At 43.2% G+C, this 24,563-nt stretch carries 15 protein-coding genes and 1 pseudogene; 4 read left to right on the forward strand and 12 right to left on the reverse strand.

What is annotated here, in order from left to right; translation table 11 throughout:
• Positions 1-101: 101 nt before the first annotated feature.
• A complete protein-coding gene (locus F6K51_RS03990) occupies positions 102-1,343 on the reverse strand; it encodes a tetratricopeptide repeat protein (RefSeq protein WP_293018196.1) in 1,242 nt (413 codons plus the stop codon).
• Between the two features lie 96 nt (positions 1,344-1,439).
• On the opposite strand from F6K51_RS03990, the gene F6K51_RS03995 reads away from it, so the two are divergent.
• Positions 1,440-3,026, forward strand: a complete 1,587-nt coding sequence (locus tag F6K51_RS03995; RefSeq protein ID WP_293018198.1) for a cation:proton antiporter — start codon at positions 1,440-1,442, stop codon at positions 3,024-3,026.
• A 264-nt stretch (positions 3,027-3,290) separates the two neighbouring features.
• Here F6K51_RS03995 and F6K51_RS04000 read toward each other — a convergent pair whose 3' ends face one another.
• Positions 3,291-5,642: a tetratricopeptide repeat protein gene (locus F6K51_RS04000; protein ID WP_293018200.1), complete on the reverse strand. Its 2,352-nt coding sequence runs from the start codon at positions 5,640-5,642 to the stop codon at positions 3,291-3,293.
• A gap of 156 nt (positions 5,643-5,798) precedes the next feature.
• Positions 5,799-7,433 (reverse strand): hypothetical protein, encoded by a 1,635-nt coding sequence (locus F6K51_RS04005; protein ID WP_293018202.1) that lies wholly within the window; start codon positions 7,431-7,433, stop codon positions 5,799-5,801.
• 470 nt (positions 7,434-7,903) lie between these two features.
• Between F6K51_RS04005 and F6K51_RS04010 the strand changes: the two genes are divergently transcribed.
• Positions 7,904-8,710, forward strand: a complete 807-nt coding sequence (locus F6K51_RS04010; RefSeq protein ID WP_293018204.1) for a hypothetical protein — start codon at positions 7,904-7,906, stop codon at positions 8,708-8,710.
• A gap of 211 nt (positions 8,711-8,921) precedes the next feature.
• On the opposite strand, the gene F6K51_RS04015 is transcribed toward F6K51_RS04010, so the two are convergent.
• From F6K51_RS04015 to F6K51_RS04050, 9 genes and pseudogenes are all read right to left on the reverse strand, one after another.
• Positions 8,922-9,230: a 2Fe-2S iron-sulfur cluster-binding protein gene (locus F6K51_RS04015; RefSeq protein WP_293018206.1), complete on the reverse strand. Its 309-nt coding sequence runs from the start codon at positions 9,228-9,230 to the stop codon at positions 8,922-8,924.
• Between the two features lie 39 nt (positions 9,231-9,269).
• Positions 9,270-10,499, reverse strand: a complete 1,230-nt coding sequence (locus tag F6K51_RS04020) for a hypothetical protein (protein WP_293018207.1) — start codon at positions 10,497-10,499, stop codon at positions 9,270-9,272.
• 235 nt (positions 10,500-10,734) lie between these two features.
• Positions 10,735-12,429 (reverse strand): PfaD family polyunsaturated fatty acid/polyketide biosynthesis protein, encoded by a 1,695-nt coding sequence (locus F6K51_RS04025; protein ID WP_293018208.1) that lies wholly within the window; start codon positions 12,427-12,429, stop codon positions 10,735-10,737.
• An 85-nt stretch (positions 12,430-12,514) separates the two neighbouring features.
• A complete protein-coding gene (locus F6K51_RS04030; protein ID WP_293018210.1) occupies positions 12,515-12,799 on the reverse strand; it encodes a hypothetical protein in 285 nt (94 codons plus the stop codon).
• Positions 12,800-12,816: 17 nt separating this feature from the next.
• Positions 12,817-17,565 (reverse strand): PfaB family protein, encoded by a 4,749-nt coding sequence (locus F6K51_RS04035; RefSeq protein ID WP_293018212.1) that lies wholly within the window; start codon positions 17,563-17,565, stop codon positions 12,817-12,819.
• A gap of 79 nt (positions 17,566-17,644) precedes the next feature.
• Positions 17,645-19,384 (reverse strand): SDR family NAD(P)-dependent oxidoreductase, encoded by a 1,740-nt coding sequence (locus F6K51_RS04040; RefSeq protein WP_293018214.1) that lies wholly within the window; start codon positions 19,382-19,384, stop codon positions 17,645-17,647.
• Positions 19,385-19,676: 292 nt separating this feature from the next.
• Entirely contained in the window at positions 19,677-20,828 is a 1,152-nt protein-coding gene (locus tag F6K51_RS04045) for a condensation domain-containing protein (protein WP_293018216.1), read from the reverse strand.
• Between the two features lie 2 nt (positions 20,829-20,830).
• A complete protein-coding gene (locus F6K51_RS38300) occupies positions 20,831-20,941 on the reverse strand; it encodes a pentapeptide repeat-containing protein (protein ID WP_365939905.1) in 111 nt (36 codons plus the stop codon).
• Positions 20,899-21,144, reverse strand: a pseudogene (locus F6K51_RS04050) (tRNA-dihydrouridine synthase); the annotation flags it as partial. The gene F6K51_RS38300 and the pseudogene F6K51_RS04050, both read right to left, overlap by 43 nt.
• Before the next feature lie 915 nt (positions 21,145-22,059).
• On the opposite strand from F6K51_RS04050, the gene dnaK reads away from it, so the two are divergent.
• Both dnaK and F6K51_RS04060 read left to right on the forward strand, forming a co-directional pair.
• Positions 22,060-23,970 carry a molecular chaperone DnaK gene (dnaK, locus tag F6K51_RS04055; RefSeq protein WP_293018219.1) on the forward strand — a complete coding sequence of 637 codons (1,911 nt, stop codon included), beginning with the start codon at positions 22,060-22,062 and terminating at the stop codon, positions 23,968-23,970.
• Between the two features lie 420 nt (positions 23,971-24,390).
• Positions 24,391-24,555 carry a hypothetical protein gene (locus tag F6K51_RS04060; protein ID WP_198953976.1) on the forward strand — a complete coding sequence of 55 codons (165 nt, stop codon included), beginning with the start codon at positions 24,391-24,393 and terminating at the stop codon, positions 24,553-24,555.
• Positions 24,556-24,563: the final 8 nt, after the last annotated feature.

A 24,563-nucleotide genomic window follows, 5' to 3' on the forward strand; every position in this document is an offset into this window, starting at 1 on the left:
TTTACTACTTTCCATAAACTTGTTTTAGTTTTTAATAATTTAGCTCCCTGCTCTCTAGATTCTAGCAAAGGTAGACGAAGATATAAATACCATGGTCAGATCTATGGATTAATTAGGTCTTGGAACCGTTGCTCGTCTTTAATCATGTCAAAATCCGCATCAATATTAATGATAGACTTAAGTCTATCATTCAAACTCATCGCTTGTTCTAAACTGGCAATTGCTGAGTCAATCTCACCGTTTAAGGCATAATAACAAGCTTCGTTGTAGTAAAGATTAGATGAATTTGATTTTACCTGCCGTACTCTTTCCAAACTGTCCCAGGCTTCTTGATAGCGACCAAGTTTGATCAAGGCATAGGCTCTATGGTTCCAAGCATGATGAAAATCTGAGTTGAGCTGAATAACCTGATCATAGGAAATCAGTGCTTTTTCATACTGTTCCATGTATCTGAGAGTATAACCTTGTCCAAACCAACTCCTAAAGTTGTTCGGATTAATTTTAATCGCCTCGGCATGGGCAGCGAGAGATTCTTCATATCGCTTTAATCTCTGCAGGGCTTGGCCTTTTCCTGACCAAGCCACATCGGAATCTGGCTGGAGCTGAAGCGCTTTTTCATAGGATGCGATCGCATCTTCATAGCGATTTTCAATCCAGAGAGCGTGCCCTTGATTGATATAGTCATCAACCGTTAAGTAGAGCTGGGGATTAGCAGACTTTAACGACTCCAGCTGTTTAGTTAGCTCTTCTAGTTTTTGTTGGACTTCTGGAGCAACAAATTCTTCTTGGATAATGGACGGAGTAATTCGAGAAATTTCGTTAAAAATCTGCTCTTTCTCATGTTGAGCAGCCACAACTAGATGCTGGAGTTGAGAAACAAAATCAGATTTAAGGGTTTCCAGCTCCTGCTTAAAAGCTTCAACTTGTCGTTTTAATTCCGTAGTGACTTCAGCATCAATTTGCTCTTTTATTTTTTGTTCAGCTTCTTCTTGGAATTGCTTTTGCGTCTCAGACACTAATTGGTTGATGATGCTACGACGTAGCAATAGCACTGCCAGACTAGTAACAATAGGAATGGCGATTAGTACTGTAATTAAAAGGTTAAGCAGGTTAATCGTCCAGTCAAAGGTTCGATGAACTTCCGATTGGATCTGATTGCGAATTGTGTAACTTTTCTCTAGATGATCATTAATTAACCTTTCCACTTCCTCCCGTTGTTGGTTCGACAGTAGTGGAGTCGGTGGTGTAGCGTTAGGAAATGATGAATTAGGTTGAGCAATTGCCCCCTCAACTGATAGCAGTAAAGTAGCCAAAGTAATAGCAAGGTTAGGCTGGATTTTCATAACAACTGATATCAAGTATTGCCAATCCGAATCAACTGTGTTTTCATAATTGAGCGACAAGTAATTACATTTTATATACGAGCGCGAACATTTCGGATGTTAGGCAGTACAATTTGGATCTTATTGATGGGCTTTTTTGGGGGTCAACTTGCCCGTCGGTTGGGAGCACCTCCTTTGATTGGCATGATTGTGGTGGGTATCCTAATCGGACCAGAAGTGGGGGATGCGATCGCACTACAAGTCCTAGTTATTGCTGATGACCTACGCACCTTCGCAGTTATGGTCATTTTAATGCGGGCAGGACTAGGATTGGATATTGAGAAACTCATGGAGCAAGGAACTGTTGCGGTAAGGTTAGGCTTTTTGCCCGCCATCACCGAAGCGATCGCAATAGCTGTTGCTGCCATGATACTGTTTAATTTCGATTTTCCCACTGGATTACTCCTAGGCTGTGTAGTCGGAGCAGAATCCCCCGCCGTGATTGTGCCAGGAATGCTGCGACTCAAAAGTTTAGGCTGGGGCGTAGCTAAAGGGATACCAGATGTGATTCTAACTGGGAGTGCCTTATCCGATGTTTTAGTATTGCTACTCTTCAGTTTGATGGTGAATTTCTTGGCACAAGGAACCATCAACAGTAATGCTCTCCAGTTCCTGCCCCTGCAAGTTCTGATCCAGGTCGCCCTTGGTATCTTAATTGGATATATCGCTGCTCAGTTAATTATTTTCCTATTAACCAAACAAAATTGGACCGAGACTATCGTCCAAGATACCTTAATTACCGCAGCACTTGCCTTATTGTTGGTAGTGTTAGCTAAAAGTATGCCATACTTTTCTGGCTATTTAGCTACCATGGCAATGGGATTTTTCCTAATACAATTAGACCCTCCCTTAGCACGACGCTTGCGAGTAGAATTTAACCATCTGTGGGTGGTAGCAGAGATTATTCTATTTGTCTTGATGGGAGCCAGTATTCAACTGCGGGTATTAGAAACAACCCTGTTACCTGGCATTTTAATCCTAGCCATTGGGTTATGTATCGGTCGGATGGTCGGGTGGTATCTCTCCACATTGGGCAGTAATTGGACTTGGCGAGAGAAACTGTTTTTGTTGCCCGGAAACTCCGCAAAAGCCACAGTACAAGCAGCCATTGGTGGTATTCCCTTGAGTCAAGGGCTAGAAGGAGGTCAGACAATTTTAGCGATCGCAGCCCTCTCAATTTTGATTACCGCACCCCTAGGGGCTTGGGCAATTCCCACCTTTGCCCGTAAACTCTTATCCCAAGACCCTGTAGACCCCACCAAAGTAACCATTGCCTCTCATACTCTCCTACTAGCCGCTGTCGATACCTCCAGTTTAGCCACCCACGTATTAACTAAAGTAGCAGATTTAGCAAGACGAAGTAATGGGGAAGTTATTGTTTTACATGTGATCACCACATCAAATCAGTTAGAAGTCAAGCAATTAAAGAACCAAACCAAACGCTTGCTCTTAGATATTCGGCATCAGTTTATTACCGTAACCGGTTCGATTCCCGAAGAAATTGTTCGCATAGCCCAAGAGCATCAAGTAACAGATATTGTGCTCGGAAAACGGGGACATCAACCCTGGCAGCAAGTGCTGGTCGGTTCCGTATCTCAGACAGTGTTAGAAACCAGTCCAATTCCAGTAATTTTGGTTGAATAATTAGAACGAACCAAAGTAACTTATCCTAGCAAATAACAATTATTGTAGTGCTCGAAATGCTATCAGGTGCTAGGCTTTAATAAGGACTAAAACCTAACACCTAAAAGCTAACACCTAAAATCTAACATCTTGCCCTAACCCTAAAAACTAAATTAACAGGGTATTAGTACTTAAGCTATCAGCTATCAGCTAATGCGCGTAGCGCAATCGGTGATTTTGAATAAAATAAGCTGAGCGCTGACGGCTGACTGCTGAATACTTACATTAGTACCGCTCCCAATAAGGCTGAAAACCTCGCCGTTTCAGAATATCTACCTCCAGCCGCAGGATGCGATTATCGAGCTTAGGATTAGCTCTCCCTGTAGACTCTTGCTCTTCCGAGTTGAGTCCTTCAAACCGTTGGAGGGCTGTAAACGGAAAATCTTGGGCAACACTTAATTCAGCCAAATTTTGGCGAGCCGATAAATTCTTTGGCTCCAGTTCTAGTATCTGTTTATAAAACCCCGTTGCCTTAGCATAGTGCTGTTGAGTAAAGCTAATCCCTGCCAAAGCTAGTAAGGCACCAATGTTATCAGACTCCCGTTCTAAAATTTCTTCGTAAGCGTTGCTAGCTAATCGCAAATCCTTCAATCCCATAGCCAATTCTCCCTGCACAAAATAGGCATCAATATTATCAGGATTATCCGCAATCCACTCAGCTATTTCAGCTTTAGCTAACTTAGGCTCTCGCTGTGCTAAAACCTGTAGTCGTCGCAATTGTACAGGAGCATTATCTGGTGAGACCTCTAGTAGAGTAATGTACAGGGTTTCTCGTGCTGGGTCAGCAGGCAAAGCACCCACCAAACTCAACAATTCCGGCGGTGGATCAATAGAAGGCTGAGTCTGTAGCCATTGATTGAGTACCCCTTCCGCTTCCTCTTGGTCAATACCTTTAGTTTGATATGCCACACTAGTACGCCCCAGCTGGGCTAATAAATCATTGGGATCGCGAGATACCAGCTGGTCATAGATAACCAGAGCTTTCTGTGGATCACCTTGGGCAATATAGATTCCCGCTAACCCCCGCAAAGCACCATTGAACAAATTATTATTTGGATTACTCTGAATAATTCTCTGATACCGCTGGATACTAGCATTAAGATTTCCCTGGCGACGGTCAATCTCTGCTAGCAATAATTCCGTACTCTGGTCCGATCCACCAGTAGACGTTGCCCTGTAACTATCAATCGCACTTGTTGCCTGGGCTAGTCGATTCTGCTTGATCAAAATTTGAGCAACACGGAAATGCAAAAACGGTACATCTACCCCTGTAGCCAGCAAATCTTGGTAAACACTCAGCAGTTCTGGCTCAGGAGGGTCTAGACGCAACAAAGCTTGGGCTAAATCTCGCTGCTGAGCTGGTTCACTCGGTAGAGTTTGGGTTATCTCAAGCAACCGCTGTCGCCGTTGAGTTCCGGATAACTGTCCCAATTTACCTTCTAGAATAATCTGCTTCACCAACAAGCTTTGGTTATTCGACTTCACCAACAAGCTTTGGTTATTCGACTGCTCCTCGGTCAACTGCTGATAAAGCTGTAGAGCTGAGGCCCACTGGCTTGGTACCTCACTCATCACATCAGCCACTTCCCTGACTAAAGCAACAGATGGCTTTGGTTTTGAGGCCAGTACCTGACGGTAGAGAGTAACCGCGTCTTCGGTTAGGTCAGAGCGACTCTCACGACGACCAATTTCTGAAAGGGCCCGGGCTAAGGGTAAAGCCGCCTCATCCCTCCCTCGCAACGGTTCTAGGACAGACAAAGCTTCTGTCAGTTGCCCAGAAGCTTGATAAGCTTGAGCTAAATCAGCCCGTAGATAGCTATCATTGCCATAGAATTGGGAAAATTGATTGAGCTGAGCTTCCAATACCTGTACCGCCTGAGCAGGATTCCCAGTTTCCCGTAGAGCCAGAGCATAGGCTCCCGCTGCATTTCCCGGAATCGGCTGACCGTTAGCTTGGTAACGATCAAATAGCTCTAGCCCTTGCTGATAGTCACCACTGTAGGTATAGATTTGAGCAGCACCAACAATGATTTCTGGTGTAGGATTGCTCTCCAGCACAATTTCATAATCAGCTAGGGCTTCCGGAAAACGACCTTGGTAGCCCAGCAGTAAAGCCCGCTGAGCACGAACACCAGTATCATTAGGAGTTAGGTTTAATAAAGTGGTTAGGGCTTCAATCCCATCCGCCTGCCATTCAGCACGATAACCTCCCAATTCTCCTACCGCTTCCAGAGCCTCTTTATTGTTTGGGTCGATGGCTAGGACTTGTTGATAAGCAGCCCAAGCATCGGCATCTCGCCCTGCTCGCTGATACGCTATCGCTAGACCTAACCTCCCTTCCTTCGATTGGGGAGAGCCTTTTAGAGCTTGTTCAAAGGTTGCGATCGCATTATCTACCCATCCTTTCTTTAACAGATCGTAACCTCGGCGTACAGCAGAAGTAACTTGTGCTTGGAGCGCTGGTACCACCGATTCAACTGGGCTGAAGATTAATACTCCTGCTAACCCAAAAACCATCAAAAAGACCCACCAACGCTGCCAGTATAATTTTTTTTTGCCAAGAGAATGGTTATTCATTGGTCAAAAGCATGAAGGATAAACTATCAAGCATGAAGGATAAACTATCAAGCATGAACTATCAAGCATGAATGATGAATCAGTGTCTATGTTTTATCTATGTCAGCAATTCTATTAGCGAGTAGCTTGAAAAACCTATTACTCATTACTCAGCACTCAATCCCACAGATTACTCACATCAAAATCAGCCCTGACTCGAACACCAAGAATTGTATCTGAAAACTCATCTCGTCCTTGCAAAGTCACACCTGCACGCACATTAGGTGAAACACGCACGTCATAGAACAATTCCCAAACATCTGGTACTTTATTACCTTGGTCCCGGCGCAAGTCATCATTAGACAATTGCCGACCATAGCCAAGCCCTAGTCGGTCATCATCCATAAACAAATCTAAGAAGTTCAGACCCACACTGTAGGTATCCCCGCTTTTATCTAAATCAAGATTTTCGTACCAACCATAGCGCCCAAACAGTCCCATCTTGAGGGCAGGAATATATAGTTCTCCGTTAATACCGTAAGCTTGTTCGCGGTCAGAGGACTTCGGACCAAACTCGTTATCCCCTCGGTTCAAAGAAAAAATTTCCTGGAATCCATCTTTCTGAGCATCCCGAGCCGATAGGTAAGTCCCCCGAATGATGGCTGTACCTACCCGGAAAGCTAGCTCTGAAGAAAACCCATCAAACGCAAAATCATCCAGGTCTCGGTCTGAAGAAAAGCCCGCAGCTCTTACTTCCAGGTTGTCGGTTAAATTCCAGTTGAGCAGTACCCCCGGACGAGACGCAATACCAGCTGCTGCCAGAGCAGGATTCGTCTGAAACACCGGGTTAAAGAAATGGGTCGTACTATCTTTAGCAAAGCTATTGCGGTCAAAATAAGATGTCAAATCCATTAGACCAACCACAAAGCGCAGATTAGAATAGCTAGGCACAGAAGTCGTAAAGTAAAGTTCATTGAGACTTAATCCCGTTTCCTCGGTGTCGGAAAAGCCCTCCCCAGTGGTGAGGTCAACTGTGGCACCAAACAAAGCATGGGGAGAAAGGGGATAAGTTCCTTGCAGCCGTAGTCTCGCTGATGTGTCTTCCTGATTCACCAAGGCACCTTGTACGTTTAGGGTCGGAGCTAACGGGTTATCATCCTTAGGGTCAATCTCTGGAATTAATTGACGCTCTGGTGCTTCCTCAAAGTTGGTTTGTGCCAGCTTCTTAGGCTCAATCGATACCCAATCATCTTCACTGGGGTGGAAGTTCTTAGGGTCATATTGCTTGGATAAACCTACAGTCCTATCAAAGTCCCTCAGGCAGCTTTCGTTTGTGTAGCCACAACCAAATTCTTGTCCGCTACTAACCGAGTAGTATTGGCTGTTCGGGTTTGCTTGAAACCTAGCCCTCATCCTCGTGCATGAATCCTTAACAGCCCAGTCCTCCTGGGCCTTTTCAGACAAATTTGTAGAGTTGAACCTGTCGAGCCGGTCTTGGTCTGTGTTGCTCCAGACGTTATTCTGTGATGGTTTCGAGGTTTCGCTCTTAGGGCTAAGAGGTTTTTCCGAAACAATTTGATCCGGAAGACTAAGACATAGCCCCGAAAAATGAGCATAGGCTGGTTCTGTTTTCAGACTAGCAACACCTAACAAAAGTGATAGGGTGATCGGGGCTATAAAACCCCATTTGGCTAAGGGGGAAGTCGAGGCAATGGATAATAAGAAGTAACTTAGCCCAACCGAACGCTTTAAGGCGCTCATACTTGGTTGATTAGGATCAATAGCAATAGGGATTTGATTTATGTCTATCATGAGCACCACAATCAATTAAATATAACTGTGCTTAGTTCACATTTATAGGGAATAAACGTTGTTTTACCAGCAGATAAAATATTATCCGTTTTTTTTTCGGTATAGATAATTATGTAGGTTATATAATTACGAATCTTGATTACTTTGTTCAAAGTATTAGGGTGAATTTTATATCACAAGGTTTGGTAATTAATCCATGTTATTATACCAATGCTAATAGACTTGATATCACTCTCAAATTCATACAACAAAAAAAATAAATAATTGCTTATTAGGAGATAGTTAACGCCCAATTATTCATCATCTAAATAATAGATATGGTTGAAATAGCCGCCTGAAACCATAACATAAAAAAATTAAATCAATAAATAAAAATTAACCAGAGTAAACCTTAATCAGTTTTATTTGATTAAAATAAAATTTAACCTGTTAAAATTTTATTTAATGACATTTTTATGCAAGTATCGGCTATGCACAAAACCTTTATTTTTATTTGGGCAAAAAAAATAGTCAAACAAAATCTGACCCATTTGTTGAAAAGGGTATTTAGCATCTTTATACTCTTACTATTAAGTACTGGATGCACCCAGATTCCATTACCAGGACGGCAATTAACTAATCGATTACTCCGTCAACCTCCCGAAGCAATTTTTCAGCTTACGGTGACCAAATCAGACCGTCCAGGGATCTACACCGTAGCAGGAACCACAAATCTTCCGGAGGAAATTCCGATCACGGTAGCAGCGATTCGCTATTTGCACCCTAATCAACAGCTCTCTTTCAACAGAGACGCAAATTTTATCTATTCAATTCTGGCTTATCAAAATGTCGATGTAAAGAAGGGAAGATGGCAGACCGACTTGAAACTATGGCAAATTGCACCAGACGGTCAGTTTCAAGAAGTCTGGCAAATGGATCAGTCCAAACTTGGGTTATCACTAAAACCAGCAGAGGAAGTAACCTTCCTAGCCACCCTCACCCCCAAAGAGTCCCTCTGGGAACTAGAAGAGGAGTTAAAGAAGCAGCGAATAACCCTAGCAAGCAGCCTGATCAACAATACATCTGATGGTCAACGGTATGTCCAGGCACGTCAAGTTCTGTCCGTTGCCTTACCCACCGGTCAGACGAAACCACCTGAACCTAGACCTGAGGATATTAATGATGGCTGGGGCAAGCGGTATCTGCTGCTACCAGAACCACCGATTATTTATAAGCTTGAGAAGCCTAATCAACGTCGAATCGATGCTCCCCTTTCAACTCCTGAGTTTTTACAATGATCTCTGGTTTAAGGAGTGATGGAGTAGGGTGGGCAATGTTTTGCCCACCCTACCCATGGAGTCTGTGCGTAAGTCCTGATCTAGTTTAAGGAGTGATGGAGGGATGGAGTGATGGAGTGATCACTCCATCCCTCCGTTCTTGTGCTTAGACAAAAAATAGTGTGGAAAGGGAATTTTCCTGACCCGTTCATCCCCTCAACTGTTCATTCCCTCACCCCTTGAGAGTAGTGATACTAATATCCCCCATCACAACACACTGGCAAGCTAGACGTGCATGAGGATTGTCTGGAGCTAACACATCAAGCAAATCCTGCTCATCAGCTGTGATAGGTGACAGGTTTTCAATCCCTCTAACTACCTCGATTAGACAGGTTCCACAGGATGCTTCCCGACAACCAAAAAGTAGAGAAATGGGATGCTCATCGCAGATGTCAGCTAGGTTTTGGTTAGGTTCAACCTCAAGGGTTTTTTGATCATCCTCAACGTGAATACTCACCATAGCAACAATTTGGTCTTTCATGTATAAAATTACTGGAGCAGGAGCTGGCAGAAGTTTGACCTAACGCTTAACGGATCTCGAGAACTTCTTAAACTCTCGAATGTTATTTGCGACAGCTTTTTCAACTGAACCGGATGAAGCCATCAGACGCATCTCGCGATTAACAGGTGACAGATAGTCTAGACCTTCAAGAAACTTGCGGATATCCGATAGAAGACGCTGGTGATATCTTGCTGCCACATGTAAGCCTTCATGTTCCTGACAGAAACACTTCTCCATCATCAGTAGTGCTTCTTGCTTAGACATACCAAATAGAGGTGTTTGCAAGAGCTTATACACCATAGGCATAAGATTTCCAGCAAAGGTACCAGGGAGTGTAGTAGATAGCCCATTAAACACATCGGTTTGTAAGCTGTGGATCGTTTGGTTACCAATGTACTTCTCCCAGGCGTTTGGCTCAGGGAAATCCTTATAGATTTCGTGAGACATTAACTGAGACGTTGCGGTGTGGAAACTTTCATCAAGTAGATGATAGCGAGAAACTGCTGTGGGAGCGGGAATAAACTCACCATTTTTCTCTAATCTCTTATATACCTGGGAAAGCGTAGATTCCCGACTTTTGAGATTTAAATTCCCGATGCCACGGGCAACATAGTACTGGCTCGCTAGAAAAGGAGAATTACTGAGACTAATGTTGTACACATGGCTTCCAAAACCAGAGCCTGCACGTCCACCCATCCCTTTGAAGGGGGCTAATGTTTTATCCATTTCCTGAGGTTTGGTTGACCTAGGACAATGAAAAAGTGTTTTGCCCATTAGGGCTAACTCTGTCTTAATAGCAATGGTGTGAAAGGCACGAATATGGTAGCGTTCTTGATTAGTTTCAAGGTCTAGCGCATGACAGAGAACTTCGTAATCATCAAAGGGAAAGAAGGCATTTGCTGTCACTTCATTGAATAAGATTGTATTAGTTTCAGTAGCAGCAATGAAATAGTAATCCAAAGCCCAATAGATATGGTTGAGAGCTTTTTGTTGGGAGGGTGAAGCCGCTTCATAAAGGGGGGTACCGTACAGCAGTGAAAGCTCAGGTTCACCCCAGTAATAATTGCTATTGCTGCTATAGTCGAAGTTTTTAGACAACTGGTCTATCTTTTCGGTGTAATCCGACTCAGTGTTACGCCGATAATTCACATCCATCAGCTTAAGATTCTTCCGACCATGGACAACTTTTTCTGATGGAGTTGAAAATTGACTTCCTTTCTCTGGTGCTTTATGGGTTTTTAGCATCATATTCTCCTTAGGAAAAAATTTAATTAATCTATCTACCTAATCTACGTAATCTATAAGTTAGATGGTGTAGGGGACTGTGCGGTAGTGTTCATAGTCAACTTGTTTTTGGTAATGGGTAATCGTTCAAGAGTAATTACAATTACCAATTACCAATTACCAATTACCAATTACCAATTACCAATTACCAATTACCAATTACCAATCTTGACAATATCAATAATTAAACATTCACAATTTAGGAAAGAGGAACTGGGCGATACTGACTGTAGTAATCTGGCATTTGGAGTCCTTGAATTTTTAAACTTTGTATTCGGTGTAAAAATGCAGCCCCATTCATGATGTGGTGAGCCACATCAACCACACTGCGATTATTTGGAGCAGCGAGGTAAGACCCTTGCACCCAGTTATTAAAGCTGCCCATTGCAGGTCCGCACCAAATCTGATAATCGATTTCTCTGCCTTTCTCCCCTGACTTCGACCAACGAGATGACAATCCTAGGTACCAGCGGAAAATCAGAGCCATTTTGACCTTAGGATTATTAGCAGCTTGTTTTATTTTATCAGGATTTCGTTGGGATATATAAGCTATTGTATCTTCCCAGATAGCTTCGATTTTTCTCTTGAAAATTTGTTTTTCCAGTTTTTCTCTTTCCTGAATAGGAATAGCTTCAATCGAGTCATAGCTTCTATATAACTCAAAGAGTTTCTGCGCCCGTAGGGGGAAGAGGGTACCTTTTTTGAGAACCTGAAGTTTTACCCCCATTTCAAACATATCTGCTGCTGGAGCCATGGTGACATCAGTCATATCAGCTTTAGCCAACACTTCCTTAGTATGTTGAGAAGTTCCAGCTTCAAGGCAAGACTGATTAATAGAGCCAGTCATAACATAAGCCGCACCCATCATGAAAGCAGCTAAGGCTGATTGTGGCGTACCAATACCACCAGCAGCTCCAACTCGAATCGGGTTTTCATAACCATATTTTTCCTGAATTTCATCCCTCAAGTCCAAGATAGAAGGTAACAGACAAACCAAAGACCGATTATCCGTATGACCACCTGAATCAGCTTCTACGGTAATATCGTCTGCCATGGGAACTTTTTCTGCCAAAGTTGCCTGTAGCTCACTGATTAATCCTTGCTCAACGAGTTGTTTAAGGATTTGTGTTGGAGCAGGCTGGATAAATTTCGCAGCAACTTCTCTTCTGGAGATTTTAGCAATAACTTTGTTTTTGATTTCGATTTGATTAGCTGTATTGAGTCCTAATCCAGCAGCTCGATAATAAACAATGTTGGGAGTTAAATCTAGAAATGCAGACGCTTCTACAGTTTTAACACCATAATTGAGAAATAGATCAACAGCATGGCGTTCAATCGCAGGTTCACTGGGACTATGAATTAAATTAAAGGCGTAGGGACCTTGGGGTAAGGCTTGTTGAATACGTTTAATAGCTGCTTCCAGGCGGGAAGGACTTAATCCCCCAGCACCAAATGAACTCAAAATTTTCTCTTTGCCGAGAGCAATGACCATGTCTTCAGATGCAATTCCACCAGCCATCGCTCCAGTGACATAGGCAGATTTAACCCCATGAAAGGATAAAAAACTGGGATCGCCTAATTGTTGAATTTGTATTGGTGGAACTGCCATCAGCAGTTCTACTTGAGAGCTGTTGCCATTTTCGGAAGGATACCAGTAGCCTTCTTGGGTTACGCCAATCTGTCCTTGGGATCTAACGATATAGCAGGACTTTTCTAAATCTAGCAGTTTGGCCTTAATTCCTCGATCATCAAATGCTATCCCATCCAAAGACCCTTTCCAACCTTGATTTTGACCATAAAAACAATTTAAAAATCCGATTTGATTATTTTTATTATTCTTTTTGCTTAGAGGTGTATCTAAAGCAGTCATTGGCTTAGAGCTAGTTTTAGTCATTATAATAAAGCTGATTTTGTAAAATTAATTATTAGAGTTACATGACCGTTACATGTCAAAACTAGGGAAAGTGCCAGTATAAACCTTACTGACCCTGGCGAAGGGTATTGGTGAGACGCACGTTGGTGCCGCTGTAACCTGTAAAATTAACTGAGTCCACAGCTTGATTGGTAACTGCAATCTGTTCTGCCAATTCTGGCGAAAAACCCGCTGCCCGCACTAGGGTGCGGGTAAATTCGTAATGAACGGTACTGTGTGCTTGGAGTCCATTTCCGTAGAACTCGTTGTAGGCTTTTGTAGGTAACACCCAGCACAGAATTAGCACGATGGTAGATACCCAAGTCAATAAAAATAGTGTTTTGCGCTTCATATTTGGTTGATACACAATTATGAGTCAGAATCAAGCAACTGCTTGGAAAACGTTACTTGGTGCTGAATAATGTCGCCAATTTGCTTCAAGGATTCTTGTTGATTCCTTAAAAAAGCAGCATGGTTTTTGGTGATGTGAGATGTATTATAACTCAGGTTTTCATACTGATTTTTCTGTAATTCGCTGAAGTTTACTCCCAGCATCAAATTGTTACTTTTTTGGGCTAATTCTAGACTGTAATTATTTTCCAGTTGAATTTTAATAGGCTGGTCATCGTTTAATTTTTCGGTGCTTGTAACACTGTGCTCAAAAGCACGGTTAGCACTATTTTCATGGTTTAGGACAGTACTGTGAACGTTTGATAAAGTTACGGGTTCAGATGCTTCAAAATTGGGCAAAGTCTGTGGCTGTTCCCAAGTCTTATGAATTAGGACGTTTGATGATAGAGCTTCGACTATTTCCTGGTTAGTATTGCTCAAAATGGTGGACTTAATCCGGCTCCCACCCAAGGTTATGGTTTTAAACATTGAGCGCCGCTGACCAGCATTTTCTGGTTCCTGAGTATACAGCGCAGACAAATCTAGAGAGACTTGATGACTAACTAGCTTTGCCAAGGCTTTGACAATAGAGGTATGGTCGTTTGAACCTCTTTTATTGAGGGAAACTGTGACATGTTCCTTATCCTTGAGGTTTTCACCAATCCATCTAGAACAAGTACTGCCAGCGCCTACCTCCACAAAGATTTTGGCTCCATTGTCGTAGACTTGCTTAATTAGCCGAGGAAAATCGAGGGGCTGACAAAGACCCTTGGCGATAGCGTGACCAATGGCATGGCTCTCAAGGGTAATGGGTTTGTACTCGGCTGCGGAATAAAAAATAGTCTCTGGTTGGCTGCCGATAGGTAAACTGGTCAGTCTAGCAAGTTCATGGTATTCAGAAGCCATGGCGTCACAATGAAGTACATCATCGGCAGGAGGACGGAAGGCATCGCATTTGAGAGTGTCAATCAGCCTCCGACAAGCTTGAGGATCACCAGCAATTACCACTTCTTTTGGCGTATTGATATGAGTAAGATAGACGCGATTCTCATGTTTGAGATATTCCACAACTTGAAATACCGGAGTGATCAGAACATACGTACTCCAAATTTGTTTGTGCTGATCATCATTGCCTTGGGGTAATCCCCAATACTCACGAACTGCGTTTTTAGGACCAGACAGTCTTCTGCGAAATATCTCAGAGGAGCTTAAGCCATCAATAGCTTGATCATAGTTACTCCAGACCGACTGACCAATCATCATACTAAGTTCCCCTAGGCTGTACCCAAAGGTAGATTGAGCCTGAACTTGGAAATAATCCCTCATGATTATGGTCAAGAGTCTAACAAAGCCCATTCCAGAGATGAGCATGCTATGGGAATCATCTAACAGTTGCTTTTCAAGGACTTCCAGTTGCTTTCTGGATAGGGAATTTAAGCTCCTTGGATAAAAAAGTCTTTCCCTGAGCATCGCAGCCATACTGGCGATATGTTTATCTGCCTCCTCGTAGACTTTGGGAAACAGTCGAAAAATATTCTGACCTAGTCCGATATAGGAATTGAAAGCACCGGGATAAACAAATGCAACGGTACCCCGTTTAGCCAGTGGTTTAGCTGTAAAATAGCTTCCCATAGGCGTTTGCCAGTCTTTACCTGTATCAAAAGCTTTGGGAATCCCTTTAATTGCACGCTGGATCTCTCGTTTTAATTCATCGTTATTGTGTCCGAGAATTGCCAGGGTATAAGCGGCCTGAGAACGTTTTTGAAACGTGGCAAAGGTTTGGCGAGCAGCAGTAGATAGAGAAACACTATTTTCGATAGTTTGTTGTAAATTATGGAGCTGCTCGAGTAACTCTGATTGACCATCAGCAGCCATGGGAAACAGATAAAACGGTGTTTGCTCCAAATAGTTGCTGTTGCGATCGCACTGACTCTGTTCCTCTGACAAAATTATATGGGAATAAGTCCCATCCATTCCCATACCGTTAATTGCTGCTACTCGTTTGGGGCTCTCTGGCGCTAAAAACCAAGGTCTTGATGCACTTGCCACATAAAATGGACTACCTTGCCAAACCTCGGGCATTTTAGGACCAGTCCATTGAGGTGTTCCTGGAATATATCGGTGATAGAGACAGAGTGCCGTTTTGATTAAGCTAGCAATTCCTGAAGCAGCATAGGTATGACCAATATTTGCCTTGACACTACCCATGGCACAACTTAAATCAGCCTTAGCAGTTTGATAGGCTTGGGTTAATCCGCGAATCTCTGCCTGATCCTCCTGAGCTACTCCACTACCAAACACCTCTAAATAGCCAATATCCCCAGGTGTGATGTCTGCTTGAGTATGAGCCTGTTGACACGCTTGTATGACAGCTTCAGCCAGAGGCGGTTGAGGGAAAGGATTGACCTGGTCTGATGGGTCACGGCCTTGTACCAAACTCATGGCATCAATGACTGCATAAATACGGTCTTGCTCCTGCTTGGCTGTATCAAGACGCTTTAAAACCACAGCACCAGCCCCTTCACCAACCATCCAGCCATTAGTGTTTTGGTCGTAACTGAGGGTATTGACTCCTGTGTTGACCTTTGCCAATTGGTTTCGCAACAAAACATTTTCCACACTGCCAGCTAGGTCAACAGCACCCACAACAACCGCATCTACCTCCCCAGCAGCGAGTAATAGTTGTGCCGTTTCTAGAGCTTTGAAGGTGGAATTTTCCCCAGCACCGAGGGTGAAGGAAAGCCCGTTGAAATCCCACAGAGCAGAAATACGACTGGCTGTGATCACACCGAGGTAACCGAGATAGTCACTGGTTTTTGCCTGGTGGTGGATGCTATCTTTAACAATGCTTTCTAAGGTATCGATAGCTTCGGAGGCTGAGGATTGATTCGTCTCAACAAAACCTTCTTTGAGTTGCCAAGACAAATGCCATCGCTGCTGAAGCTGATGACCAGAAAGTTCGGTTTCTGCAGCGATAATCACTGCCACATTTCCCCCCTCACTTAGTCCTGCATCGTTGATAGCACGCTCGGTTACCTTAAGCATTAGGAGTTGCTGAGGGTTGAGTGTCTCTGCTTCATTGGGCGGTATCTTAAACCGTAATGTATCAATGTCAAAATCTTGGATGTAAGCGCCTAAGGGTGCTTTACCATCTGTAAAGCCATAGTGCTTGAGCAATTGCTCTTGCTCGTCGATTCCCTTCCAGCGTTGGTTAGGAAGGGGCATAAAATGCTGGGTTCCATCATAAATACTACGCTCAAACCCATCCAAGCCATCACAGGAGCCAAAAAAGCTGTCCATGCCCACAATCGCCATCTTAGTAGCGGGCACCGGTGTAGAGGCTTCCGGTTCAAAATCAGGAATTTCTTCGACCTGAGTCGATTGCTCAAGAATCAAATGAGCATTATTTCCCCCAAAACCGAAGGCATTGATGGCTGCCCGTTTAAGCGGTTTATTGTTTGGCCAGGGAGTTGCAGCTCGAACCACTTGCTCCGCTGCAATCACATTATTAGGAGAGCTGAGGGGAGTCGTTATATTAATGGTCGGGGGTATTACACCCTTAGACATACTCAAAATGACTTTAATCATGCTAGCCATACCAGCAGCAGTTAGCAGGTGACCCAAATTAGATTTGACAGAACCCACCAGCATAGATGCTTGATGCTGACCAAAGAAGGTATCTACAGAGCCTAATTCAGTGGTATCACCAAGGAAAGTACCAGTAGCATGGCATTCTAAGTAATCGATGCTCTTTGGACTAATGTTTGCCTCAGCATAAGCTCGTTTATAAGCTAAAATTTGGCCTCGGGGGTTCGGACTCAGCAGGTGCTTTCCCCGACCATCATTGGATAATCCGTTACCACAGATTGTGGCATAAATTTGATCACCATCTCGAATCGCGTCACTGTAGCGCTTGAGCACCACCATACCAATCCCATCGGCTGGGGTTAGACCTTTGGAAGATTGATCTAAGGGTCGGCTGATATCATGTTCAGGGTAACCCTGAACACCAGAAAATAGCATCCGAACATAAATTGGATCGGCATGACTAATGGCTCCCGCTAACATCAAATCAGCTTTGTGGGATAGTAGGTAATGACTTGCCAATTTCACAGCATACAGTGATGAGGAACAGGCCGAGTCTAGGGTATAGTTAATATCGGATAGAGAAAAAGCTTGGGCGACTAACGCTGAGAGCACGCCAGAGTTCATCCCATTATACAGAGATAATTTGGCAGATTTCGGTAATTTTGCCAACTGGAAGTTTTGATTCTGCAAAAGCTCCCTAAGTGCAGCTTCGATAGTGTGCTGATAAATCGATCCAAAGAGTTCATTCGAGAGTGGAGTAAGGCTTGAGAGATTACCCAAAATTACACCACACTTTGAGAGCACACTGTCATTGCTCAAATACTTACTGTCTTGTAGTGCTTGTTTGGCAACATACAGGCACCTTTGGAAGAGAGGATCTAACCCTTCCAGAAGTTCTGACGGCAAGTTGTATCCAGTGACATCAAACGTAAAATCTCGGATATATCCTCCCATTAAGGAGTAGGTTTTATCCGGTTGATTTTTTAATGGATTAAAAAATTTTTCCGGATCAATTCCCATATCCTCCTCAGTTAATAAGGAAGTGGAATCTTTTTGGCTAATCAGATTCTGCCAGAATTCTTCTGGAGTTTTGGCATCAGGGAAAAGGCAAGATAATCCAATTATTGCTATTTTATCCATAGATAATTTTTCACAAAAAAAATAATCAGTTGATTTGAAAAAGTATAGTGAGGGTATTCAATTAATTTCTATTATAAAATTATATGCCCTTTGTTCCAATAGGATAAATAGTTCCTTTCCAGCCAAGCCAACGGGAGTATATTTGTCCTTCACGATTATGAGCTATGATATCAACAATGACATTTTTATTGACTTTAGATTTTAGTTCCGTAGATACATAAAAGGTTTCTCCCGGTGGAATCATGGCAAATTGTTCAAATTTTTCCGATTGGGCAGGTAACAATTCCTCTTGATGAAAATAATAAATCAAAATTCCAGTAGGGTGTGTCTTAAGATCAGCGATGTAGGGATTGAAATTTTGAATGGTAAACTGCCCTTGTTGTCGGTCACTAATAGATGACCAAGCACAGGCTGCAGTAATTTTTGTAGGAGTCAGATTCAAAACCTGTTTCACACCCCAAAAAGAAGGGCCATGAAATAAGGAAGATTCTTCACTTTGATATAATGATGATGGAATCTGTTCAGTAATTTTATAATCTTCCTCAACGTTAGCATTATCATAAATGGGAGCAGTAGGAATTTCTCTGACCAGCTTAATCTGAACCCGATAATGCTCATGATAAGGAATTTTACTTTCTTCTTTTTTCGTCCGTATTTTTGCTTCAAATTCTATTGAACCGTCATTGGTCTTAGCAATTTCTTTCAAATCCAGAATATATTCCCTTGCCAGAGTATGATTGAAAATAATCCCTTTAAAGAACTTGAAATTTGTGTAACTGAAGAATTTGTAACCGGGATAGAGTTGTTCACAGGTATTAATAATCCATCCTACGGCACAAGTAGCTGGCAATACTGGATAACCGCCAATGACGTGATCTTGTAAAAAGGGATTAGCGTCCACTGTCAACTTGCGGCGAATACGATAGGTTCGTAACTCAGGGTTTAACTCCCCTAACATCGGTTCCAGTGGAGTGCCAATCACCACTTGCGCCGTGTCCTGATTGGCACTATCCAGTTCTTTAACTAGCATGTTTGTCCCCACTGGGATCGGAATAATTTCAATGTTGCGCTTAGCAAACGCTTTCTTGAGTTCGGAAGTCACCATACCACTGTCCCAAGGTCCCCAATTGATGGCAACCACATGGCAGGAGGGATGGTGTTGCTTGACCAGATGAGCTGATTTGTTGAGAATTTCATTTGCGATCGCATAATCCGACTGACCGATATTTCCGTAAAAACCAGCTACAGAGGAAAATAGAACTAAATAATCCAGTTGACCTGGGCTGACACAACTCAGCAGATTTTGGAAACCCTTTACTTTGGTAGCATAAACCCTCTCAAAATCTTGTTCCGATTTCTTTTCAATTAATTTATCCGCTAAAACCCCTGCTCCGTGGATAATACCGGTAATTGGACCCATGCGCTCAACCACAGTCGCCAGCTTTTGCTGTAAGGCTAGAGCATCGGTTACATCAACATCAATATAGTCTGCCTGACCGCCTGCTTCTTCAATTGCCAAGAGAGTTTTGTGAATTTCTCGACTTGAAACAATTGTCTTAAATACCCGTTGTAATTCCATGGGGGTAGGCTTCTGTCCTTGGGCAAGGATATTGTTCATAATCCGTTTTTTCAATTCAGATTCATTAAAACAATCCTTTGCCCAATCTGGTTCATCTGTCATGATTGATGAACGACCCAGTAGGATAAATTTGCATGGTTGTTGCTGTGCTATCCGAATCACGCACTCAGCGGTAATGCCTTTTGCTCCCCCACTGACAAGAAACACTGATGATTGACTGATTTGAATTGTTTGGATCATAAAGTTTCCCAATAATTTTATAATTAATTAATTGATAAATAGTTATGATTATTTAACTCTCATTGTCACGGGTGTCCAACTAGCCTTTGTGGCACTCCCTTAGGGGTCAAGCTACATTGGCTGAGCAAGCCTCCATAAGACACGACAGGAAATTGTTAGTAAATATTTCCATCGTCTCCTTACTGATTGATGGCTCAGAAAAAATAAAATTTAAAATCATTTTTTCGTTAAAGGTTGTAACATCAAGCAATACACTTCCTCCACGGGCTCTGTTGGCTGCTGCAAAGCTGATTTATTCTAGTGTAAATAAACCATAGCTATTAGGTATATTAACTTTGCCAATATTGCTTATAGATACGGTTGATGAGCCTCGATTAGAGTTACTAAATAACTTCTTAGTCAAGGCTGTAATTATCAACAGAACTCTAAATACATTCACTCCCTTCAAACGATATTTGATCTGTTTTTTAACATTCCGAGCTAAATCCCAAAATGATAAATTGCTTTGTAAGGTGTGATATGAGGTAACACCTGAAACTACCATCCCCATGACCTCATCACTGACCACTGGTTCCAAGCGTCTGCGCAAATCAACATAGGATAGGCAACTGACAGACAACCTTTTTTTATTATTTGCTGTGATGCTTTTAGCAGCACTCAACAGCATCGCCCCACACAGGGCACCGTGTACTGTTGTCTTTTCCTTTTTGCAACGATTGATTAACTGTTGGGTTAATCCTTTGTCTAAGGATTTTTGCACCATACCACAACGGCGTAAATTAATGGGTACGGACTTTTCAAAGCTGAGAGTTTTTGGTCGATTCCAAACCTGATTAAAAATTATTCGTAATAATATAAATGATCTATGCCAAATCCCTTGGAATCCCCTCGTTGATATAGGAATTAACCTATCTATGGGTGGGAGTATGGGCAAGGGAAGTACTGAATTTATTGGTTCCCCACAGTGAATTTTCTGGCAGTAGGTCAAAATTGCTGAGTGCAATTGGACACAAGATAAGGCGTCTGATATAGCGTGGTGGGTTGATGTAATCAGATAGCTCGCACTATTTTCACTCTCAGCACGAACTAGCACTGCCCGCATCAAACCTTTATCACTCTCAATTCCCTGATTCAGCTCTTCGTGAACAACCTCTTGCCAGTGTTCGTTGTAGAGATTTTCAACCACACGCAAAGGAATCTTGGACACCCCTCCAGTTTTAAACCAGAGATTATCTAACGAGCCAACAATACGACAGTTAAGACAAGGGTAACGGTCTTGAATCAGGTCAAGAGCTTGTCTAAGAATTTCTTCACTCAGAGGTCCTTTGATGCGACTCATCGTTACTACAGAACTCGATGTAGCAAGGCGATTTAAGATTTCCGTCCCTTCCTCGACAGGAAGTAGCTTTCTGTTTAGGGTGTCTCCTGGGGAAATTTGCGACATTGTTAACATATTACTCCTTGCAGGTTAGCATTCCTCAAATCAGCGCCTAGTAGATGTGCACCCGATAGATCATCGGTTTTTCTAATGGGTCTACCTCCATAATCTTGGGCAATTCTCGGAGATACTTTAACTGGCTAGCATGAACCATTTCGGTATACATCATCGACTCAGTGGCGTAGCGACGCACTAGGCGACGAAATACCAAGTCGGTTACTCCAGACAGGGGTGACTGTAAAACCCGGCTGTTGACCTCAACCGAGCCAATTTTAAGGGGTGACGCTAACCGTTTTTGTAATTGTGGAGATAGAACTGCCATGGGTAATGGTGCTGTTTCCGTCGTGATCGCCCTTATTAATAGATAATTGATGCTTTAAAGATACTATAGTGCTGATTATACTTAGCTGATCATACTTATCAGGTAAAGTCAAGTTTCTTACCCCTATTCCCTACTCCCTACTCCCTACTCCCTACCCGGTTTCAGTTTCCTCCACTACTCTCAAGACGGCAAACACAACTGATTTTTTACGGTTCACACCAATCCCAACAGCAGTTAATTTTCGTAAATTAGACACAGGCAAGGCAAGAAAAACGGATAAGGAAAAAAGCAGACATGGGTTTTGACCATAGCAGTCCTAATTGAAACGTGACGGAAATCAGAACTCTGGGTGGATTCTTCCCCAACTTCGGTGATCTTCCCTATGTTCCGACTATCACACCTAATCGAAAATGGCGCTGATTAACCATAACTTTTTTCTTTCCTGCTGCCCCTTGACCGAGAAAATCAGTAGATAATCGGTTATCGAAGAGGGGAGTTTGTTCGCGTAGCGTGGCCTTTGGCCAGGGTAAAATTCATCCCCGTCCTCTTAGGTCGGGGATGAATTTTACCCTCAATGGCGTTAATAAACGAAAAAACTGGGTATCAATCCTACCCGGCTACCCCCGGAACGAGGGAAAGTTACGCCCATGGAGTTAACAGCCACTTAGTTGGTTGTGCCTGGGAATCCCCATCCTCTTAGGTTGGGGAGGTTCAATCAATAGAGAACCGTCCCATCTTAGGTTCGGGAAACCACCCTTCATTAGACTGGCAAATAAAGTTCAGTATAAATAATGGTAATCCAACCGATGGTATAAAAACTGGCAACGGTTATTCCTTGAACCAATCTGACGGATCCTTCTCTAATCCTCTCCTACCCTACCAGTATTTGTAGTTATAGGCACCCGGAACACTCTTATGGCAAAAGTTGTTGGAATTGACTTAGGTACAACAAACTCCTGTGTAGCAGTAATGGAAGGTGGTAAACCCACGGTTATTGCTAATGCAGAAGGTTTTCGGACAACCCCTTCAGTCGTAGCTTATGCCAAAAATGGCGATCGCTTAGTGGGTCAAATTGCTAAGCGTCAGGCGGTGATGAACCCCGAAAACACTTTTTATTCAGTCAAACGCTTCATTGGACGTAGATACAGTGAAGTCACCAACGAGGCTACCGAAGTATCTTACAAAACTCTCAAGGTTGGTGATAATGTCAAGCTAGATAGCCCAGCTCAAGGAAAGCAATTTGCGCCAGAAGAGATATCAGCTCAGGTGCTGCGCAAGCTGGTTGATGATGCTAGCAAGTATCTTGGGGAAACCGTTACCCAAGCCGTCATTACTGTGCCAGCTTACTTCAATGACTCCCAGCGTCAAGCTACTAAGGCAGCGGGTAAGATTGCTGGTGTTGAAGTGCTGCGAATTATCAACGAACCGACCGCAGCGTCTCTGGCTTATGGTTTAGACAAGAAGAGCAACGAAACTATCCTGGTGTTTGACTTGGGTGGTGGTACCTTTGACGTCTCTATTCTAGAAGTAGGTGACGGGGTATTTGAAGTGTTAGCTACTTCTGGTGACACTCACCTCGGTGGTGATGACTTCGATAAGAAAATTGTTGATCACCTAGCCAAAGAGTTCCAAAGCGCAGAAGGGATTGACCTACGTAAGGACAAGCAAGCTCTACAACGTCTGACTGAAGCCGCAGAGAAAGCCAAGATTGAGTTGTCTAGCGTTATGCAAGCTGACATTAACTTGCCTTTCATCACGGCTACCCAAGAAGGGCCTAAGCACCTGGATATGACCTTGACTAGGGGTCAGTTTGAAGATATTTGCTCTGACTTAATCGACCGTTGCCGCATTCCGGTAGAGAATGCCATCAAGGATGCCAAACTCGATAAGAGTGCCATTGATGAGGTGGTCTTGGTTGGTGGTTCTACTCGGATCCCTGCAGTGCAACAGGTGGTCAAGAAGGTACTTGGCAAGGATCCTAACCAAACCGTTAACCCAGATGAAGTGGTAGCGGTAGGTGCTGCTATCCAAGGTGGTGTATTGGCTGGTGAAGTCAAGGATATCCTACTGTTGGATGTCACCCCCTTGTCCTTGGGTGTGGAAACTCTCGGTGGCGTGATGACGAAACTGATTCCTCGCAACACCACTATCCCCACCAAGAAGTCAGAAACCTTCTCCACTGCTGTGGATGGTCAGACCAACGTAGAAATCCATGTTCTTCAGGGTGAGCGGGAAATGTCCTCTGACAACAAGAGTCTGGGAACCTTCAGATTGGATGGTATTCCCCCTGCACCCCGTGGCGTGCCTCAGATTGAGGTAACCTTTGACATTGATGCCAACGGTATCCTGAATGTTACCGCTAAGGACAAGGGCACTGGTAAGGAACAGTCGATCAACATTACTGGTGCATCCACCCTATCCGATCAGGAAGTAGACCGGATGGTTAAGGATGCTGAAGCTAATGCAGAGGCTGACCAAGAGCGTCGCGAGAAGATTGACCGTAAGAACCAAGCTGATTCTCTGACCTACCAGGCCGAGAAACAGATTAAAGAACTCGATGATAAATTGCCAGCAGCTGATAAGGAGAAGATCGAAGGGTTGATCAAAGACCTGCGAGAGGCAATTGGCCAAGAGGATGATGAGAAAATCAAGACTCTGACCCCTGAGTTACAACAAGCTCTCTACAGTGTTAGTGCTAACCTGTATCAACAAGCTGAGGGGGCTGCTCAGCCTACTGATGCTGGCACACCAGGTCCTGATGCTGCTGCTTCTGGTAGCTCCGGTGGTGATGATGTCATTGACGCTGAGTTTTCTGAAAGCAAGTAGGGGTTTAGGTAAGCTATCAGCAGTCAGCGGTCAGCGGTCAGCTTGTTTTATTCAAAAACTGTTCCTGTAGCTTGCCCATTAGCTGATAGCTGATAGCTTATAGTTGATCCCTGGCCAAAGTCTAATCAAGGTTGATGAGTGATAAAATGCTCATCAACCTTTTGTTTGTGGGATTTTAGGGAGTAGGGAGTAGGGAGTAGGGAGTAGGGAATAGGGAATAGGGAATAGGGAATAGGAAATAGGGAATAGGGAAAAAAATTATCACAATTACGACACGGATTGCTATATGATAAATTAGTAGCTAAAGTCTAGGCAAAAGGCAAAGGGCTAGAGGGAATAGTCGTCAGTTAGTAGAGTTTATTAAAAATAGGGTTATCAGTACTTTTGGCCAAATTAGTAAATATTTAAAGTAGTTTATATGTGACATTTTTAAACCATAAAAAATCCAACTTAAATAAACTTTTGCCTCTTGCCTCTTGCCTCTTGCCTCTTGCCTCTTATGAATTCCCGATTCCCGATTCCCTACTCCCTACTCCCTACTCCCTACTCCCTACTCCCTGCTCCCTAAAAACCTTACCCAACTGAAAACCCTA

Source organism: Moorena sp. SIO3I8 (genome assembly GCF_010692325.1).
GTDB lineage: Bacteria > Cyanobacteriota > Cyanobacteriia > Cyanobacteriales > Coleofasciculaceae > Moorena.

What these genes read in the sequence shown, in the direction of transcription:
- F6K51_RS03990 (WP_293018196.1), bottom strand. Translation starts at nt 1,343, where the DNA reads ATGAAAATCCAGCCTAACCTTGCTATTACTTTGGCTACTTTACTGCTA.
- F6K51_RS03995 (WP_293018198.1), top strand. Translation starts at nt 1,440, where the DNA reads ATGTTAGGCAGTACAATTTGGATCTTATTGATGGGCTTTTTTGGGGGT.
- F6K51_RS04000 (WP_293018200.1), bottom strand. Translation starts at nt 5,642, where the DNA reads ATGAATAACCATTCTCTTGGCAAAAAAAAATTATACTGGCAGCGTTGG.
- F6K51_RS04005 (WP_293018202.1), bottom strand. Translation starts at nt 7,433, where the DNA reads ATGATAGACATAAATCAAATCCCTATTGCTATTGATCCTAATCAACCA.
- F6K51_RS04010 (WP_293018204.1), top strand. Translation starts at nt 7,904, where the DNA reads ATGCACAAAACCTTTATTTTTATTTGGGCAAAAAAAATAGTCAAACAA.
- F6K51_RS04015 (WP_293018206.1), bottom strand. Translation starts at nt 9,230, where the DNA reads ATGAAAGACCAAATTGTTGCTATGGTGAGTATTCACGTTGAGGATGAT.
- F6K51_RS04020 (WP_293018207.1), bottom strand. Translation starts at nt 10,499, where the DNA reads ATGATGCTAAAAACCCATAAAGCACCAGAGAAAGGAAGTCAATTTTCA.
- F6K51_RS04025 (WP_293018208.1), bottom strand. Translation starts at nt 12,429, where the DNA reads ATGACTAAAACTAGCTCTAAGCCAATGACTGCTTTAGATACACCTCTA.
- F6K51_RS04030 (WP_293018210.1), bottom strand. Translation starts at nt 12,799, where the DNA reads ATGAAGCGCAAAACACTATTTTTATTGACTTGGGTATCTACCATCGTG.
- F6K51_RS04035 (WP_293018212.1), bottom strand. Translation starts at nt 17,565, where the DNA reads ATGGATAAAATAGCAATAATTGGATTATCTTGCCTTTTCCCTGATGCC.
- F6K51_RS04040 (WP_293018214.1), bottom strand. Translation starts at nt 19,384, where the DNA reads ATGATCCAAACAATTCAAATCAGTCAATCATCAGTGTTTCTTGTCAGT.
- F6K51_RS04045 (WP_293018216.1), bottom strand. Translation starts at nt 20,828, where the DNA reads ATGTCGCAAATTTCCCCAGGAGACACCCTAAACAGAAAGCTACTTCCT.
- dnaK (WP_293018219.1), top strand. Translation starts at nt 22,060, where the DNA reads ATGGCAAAAGTTGTTGGAATTGACTTAGGTACAACAAACTCCTGTGTA.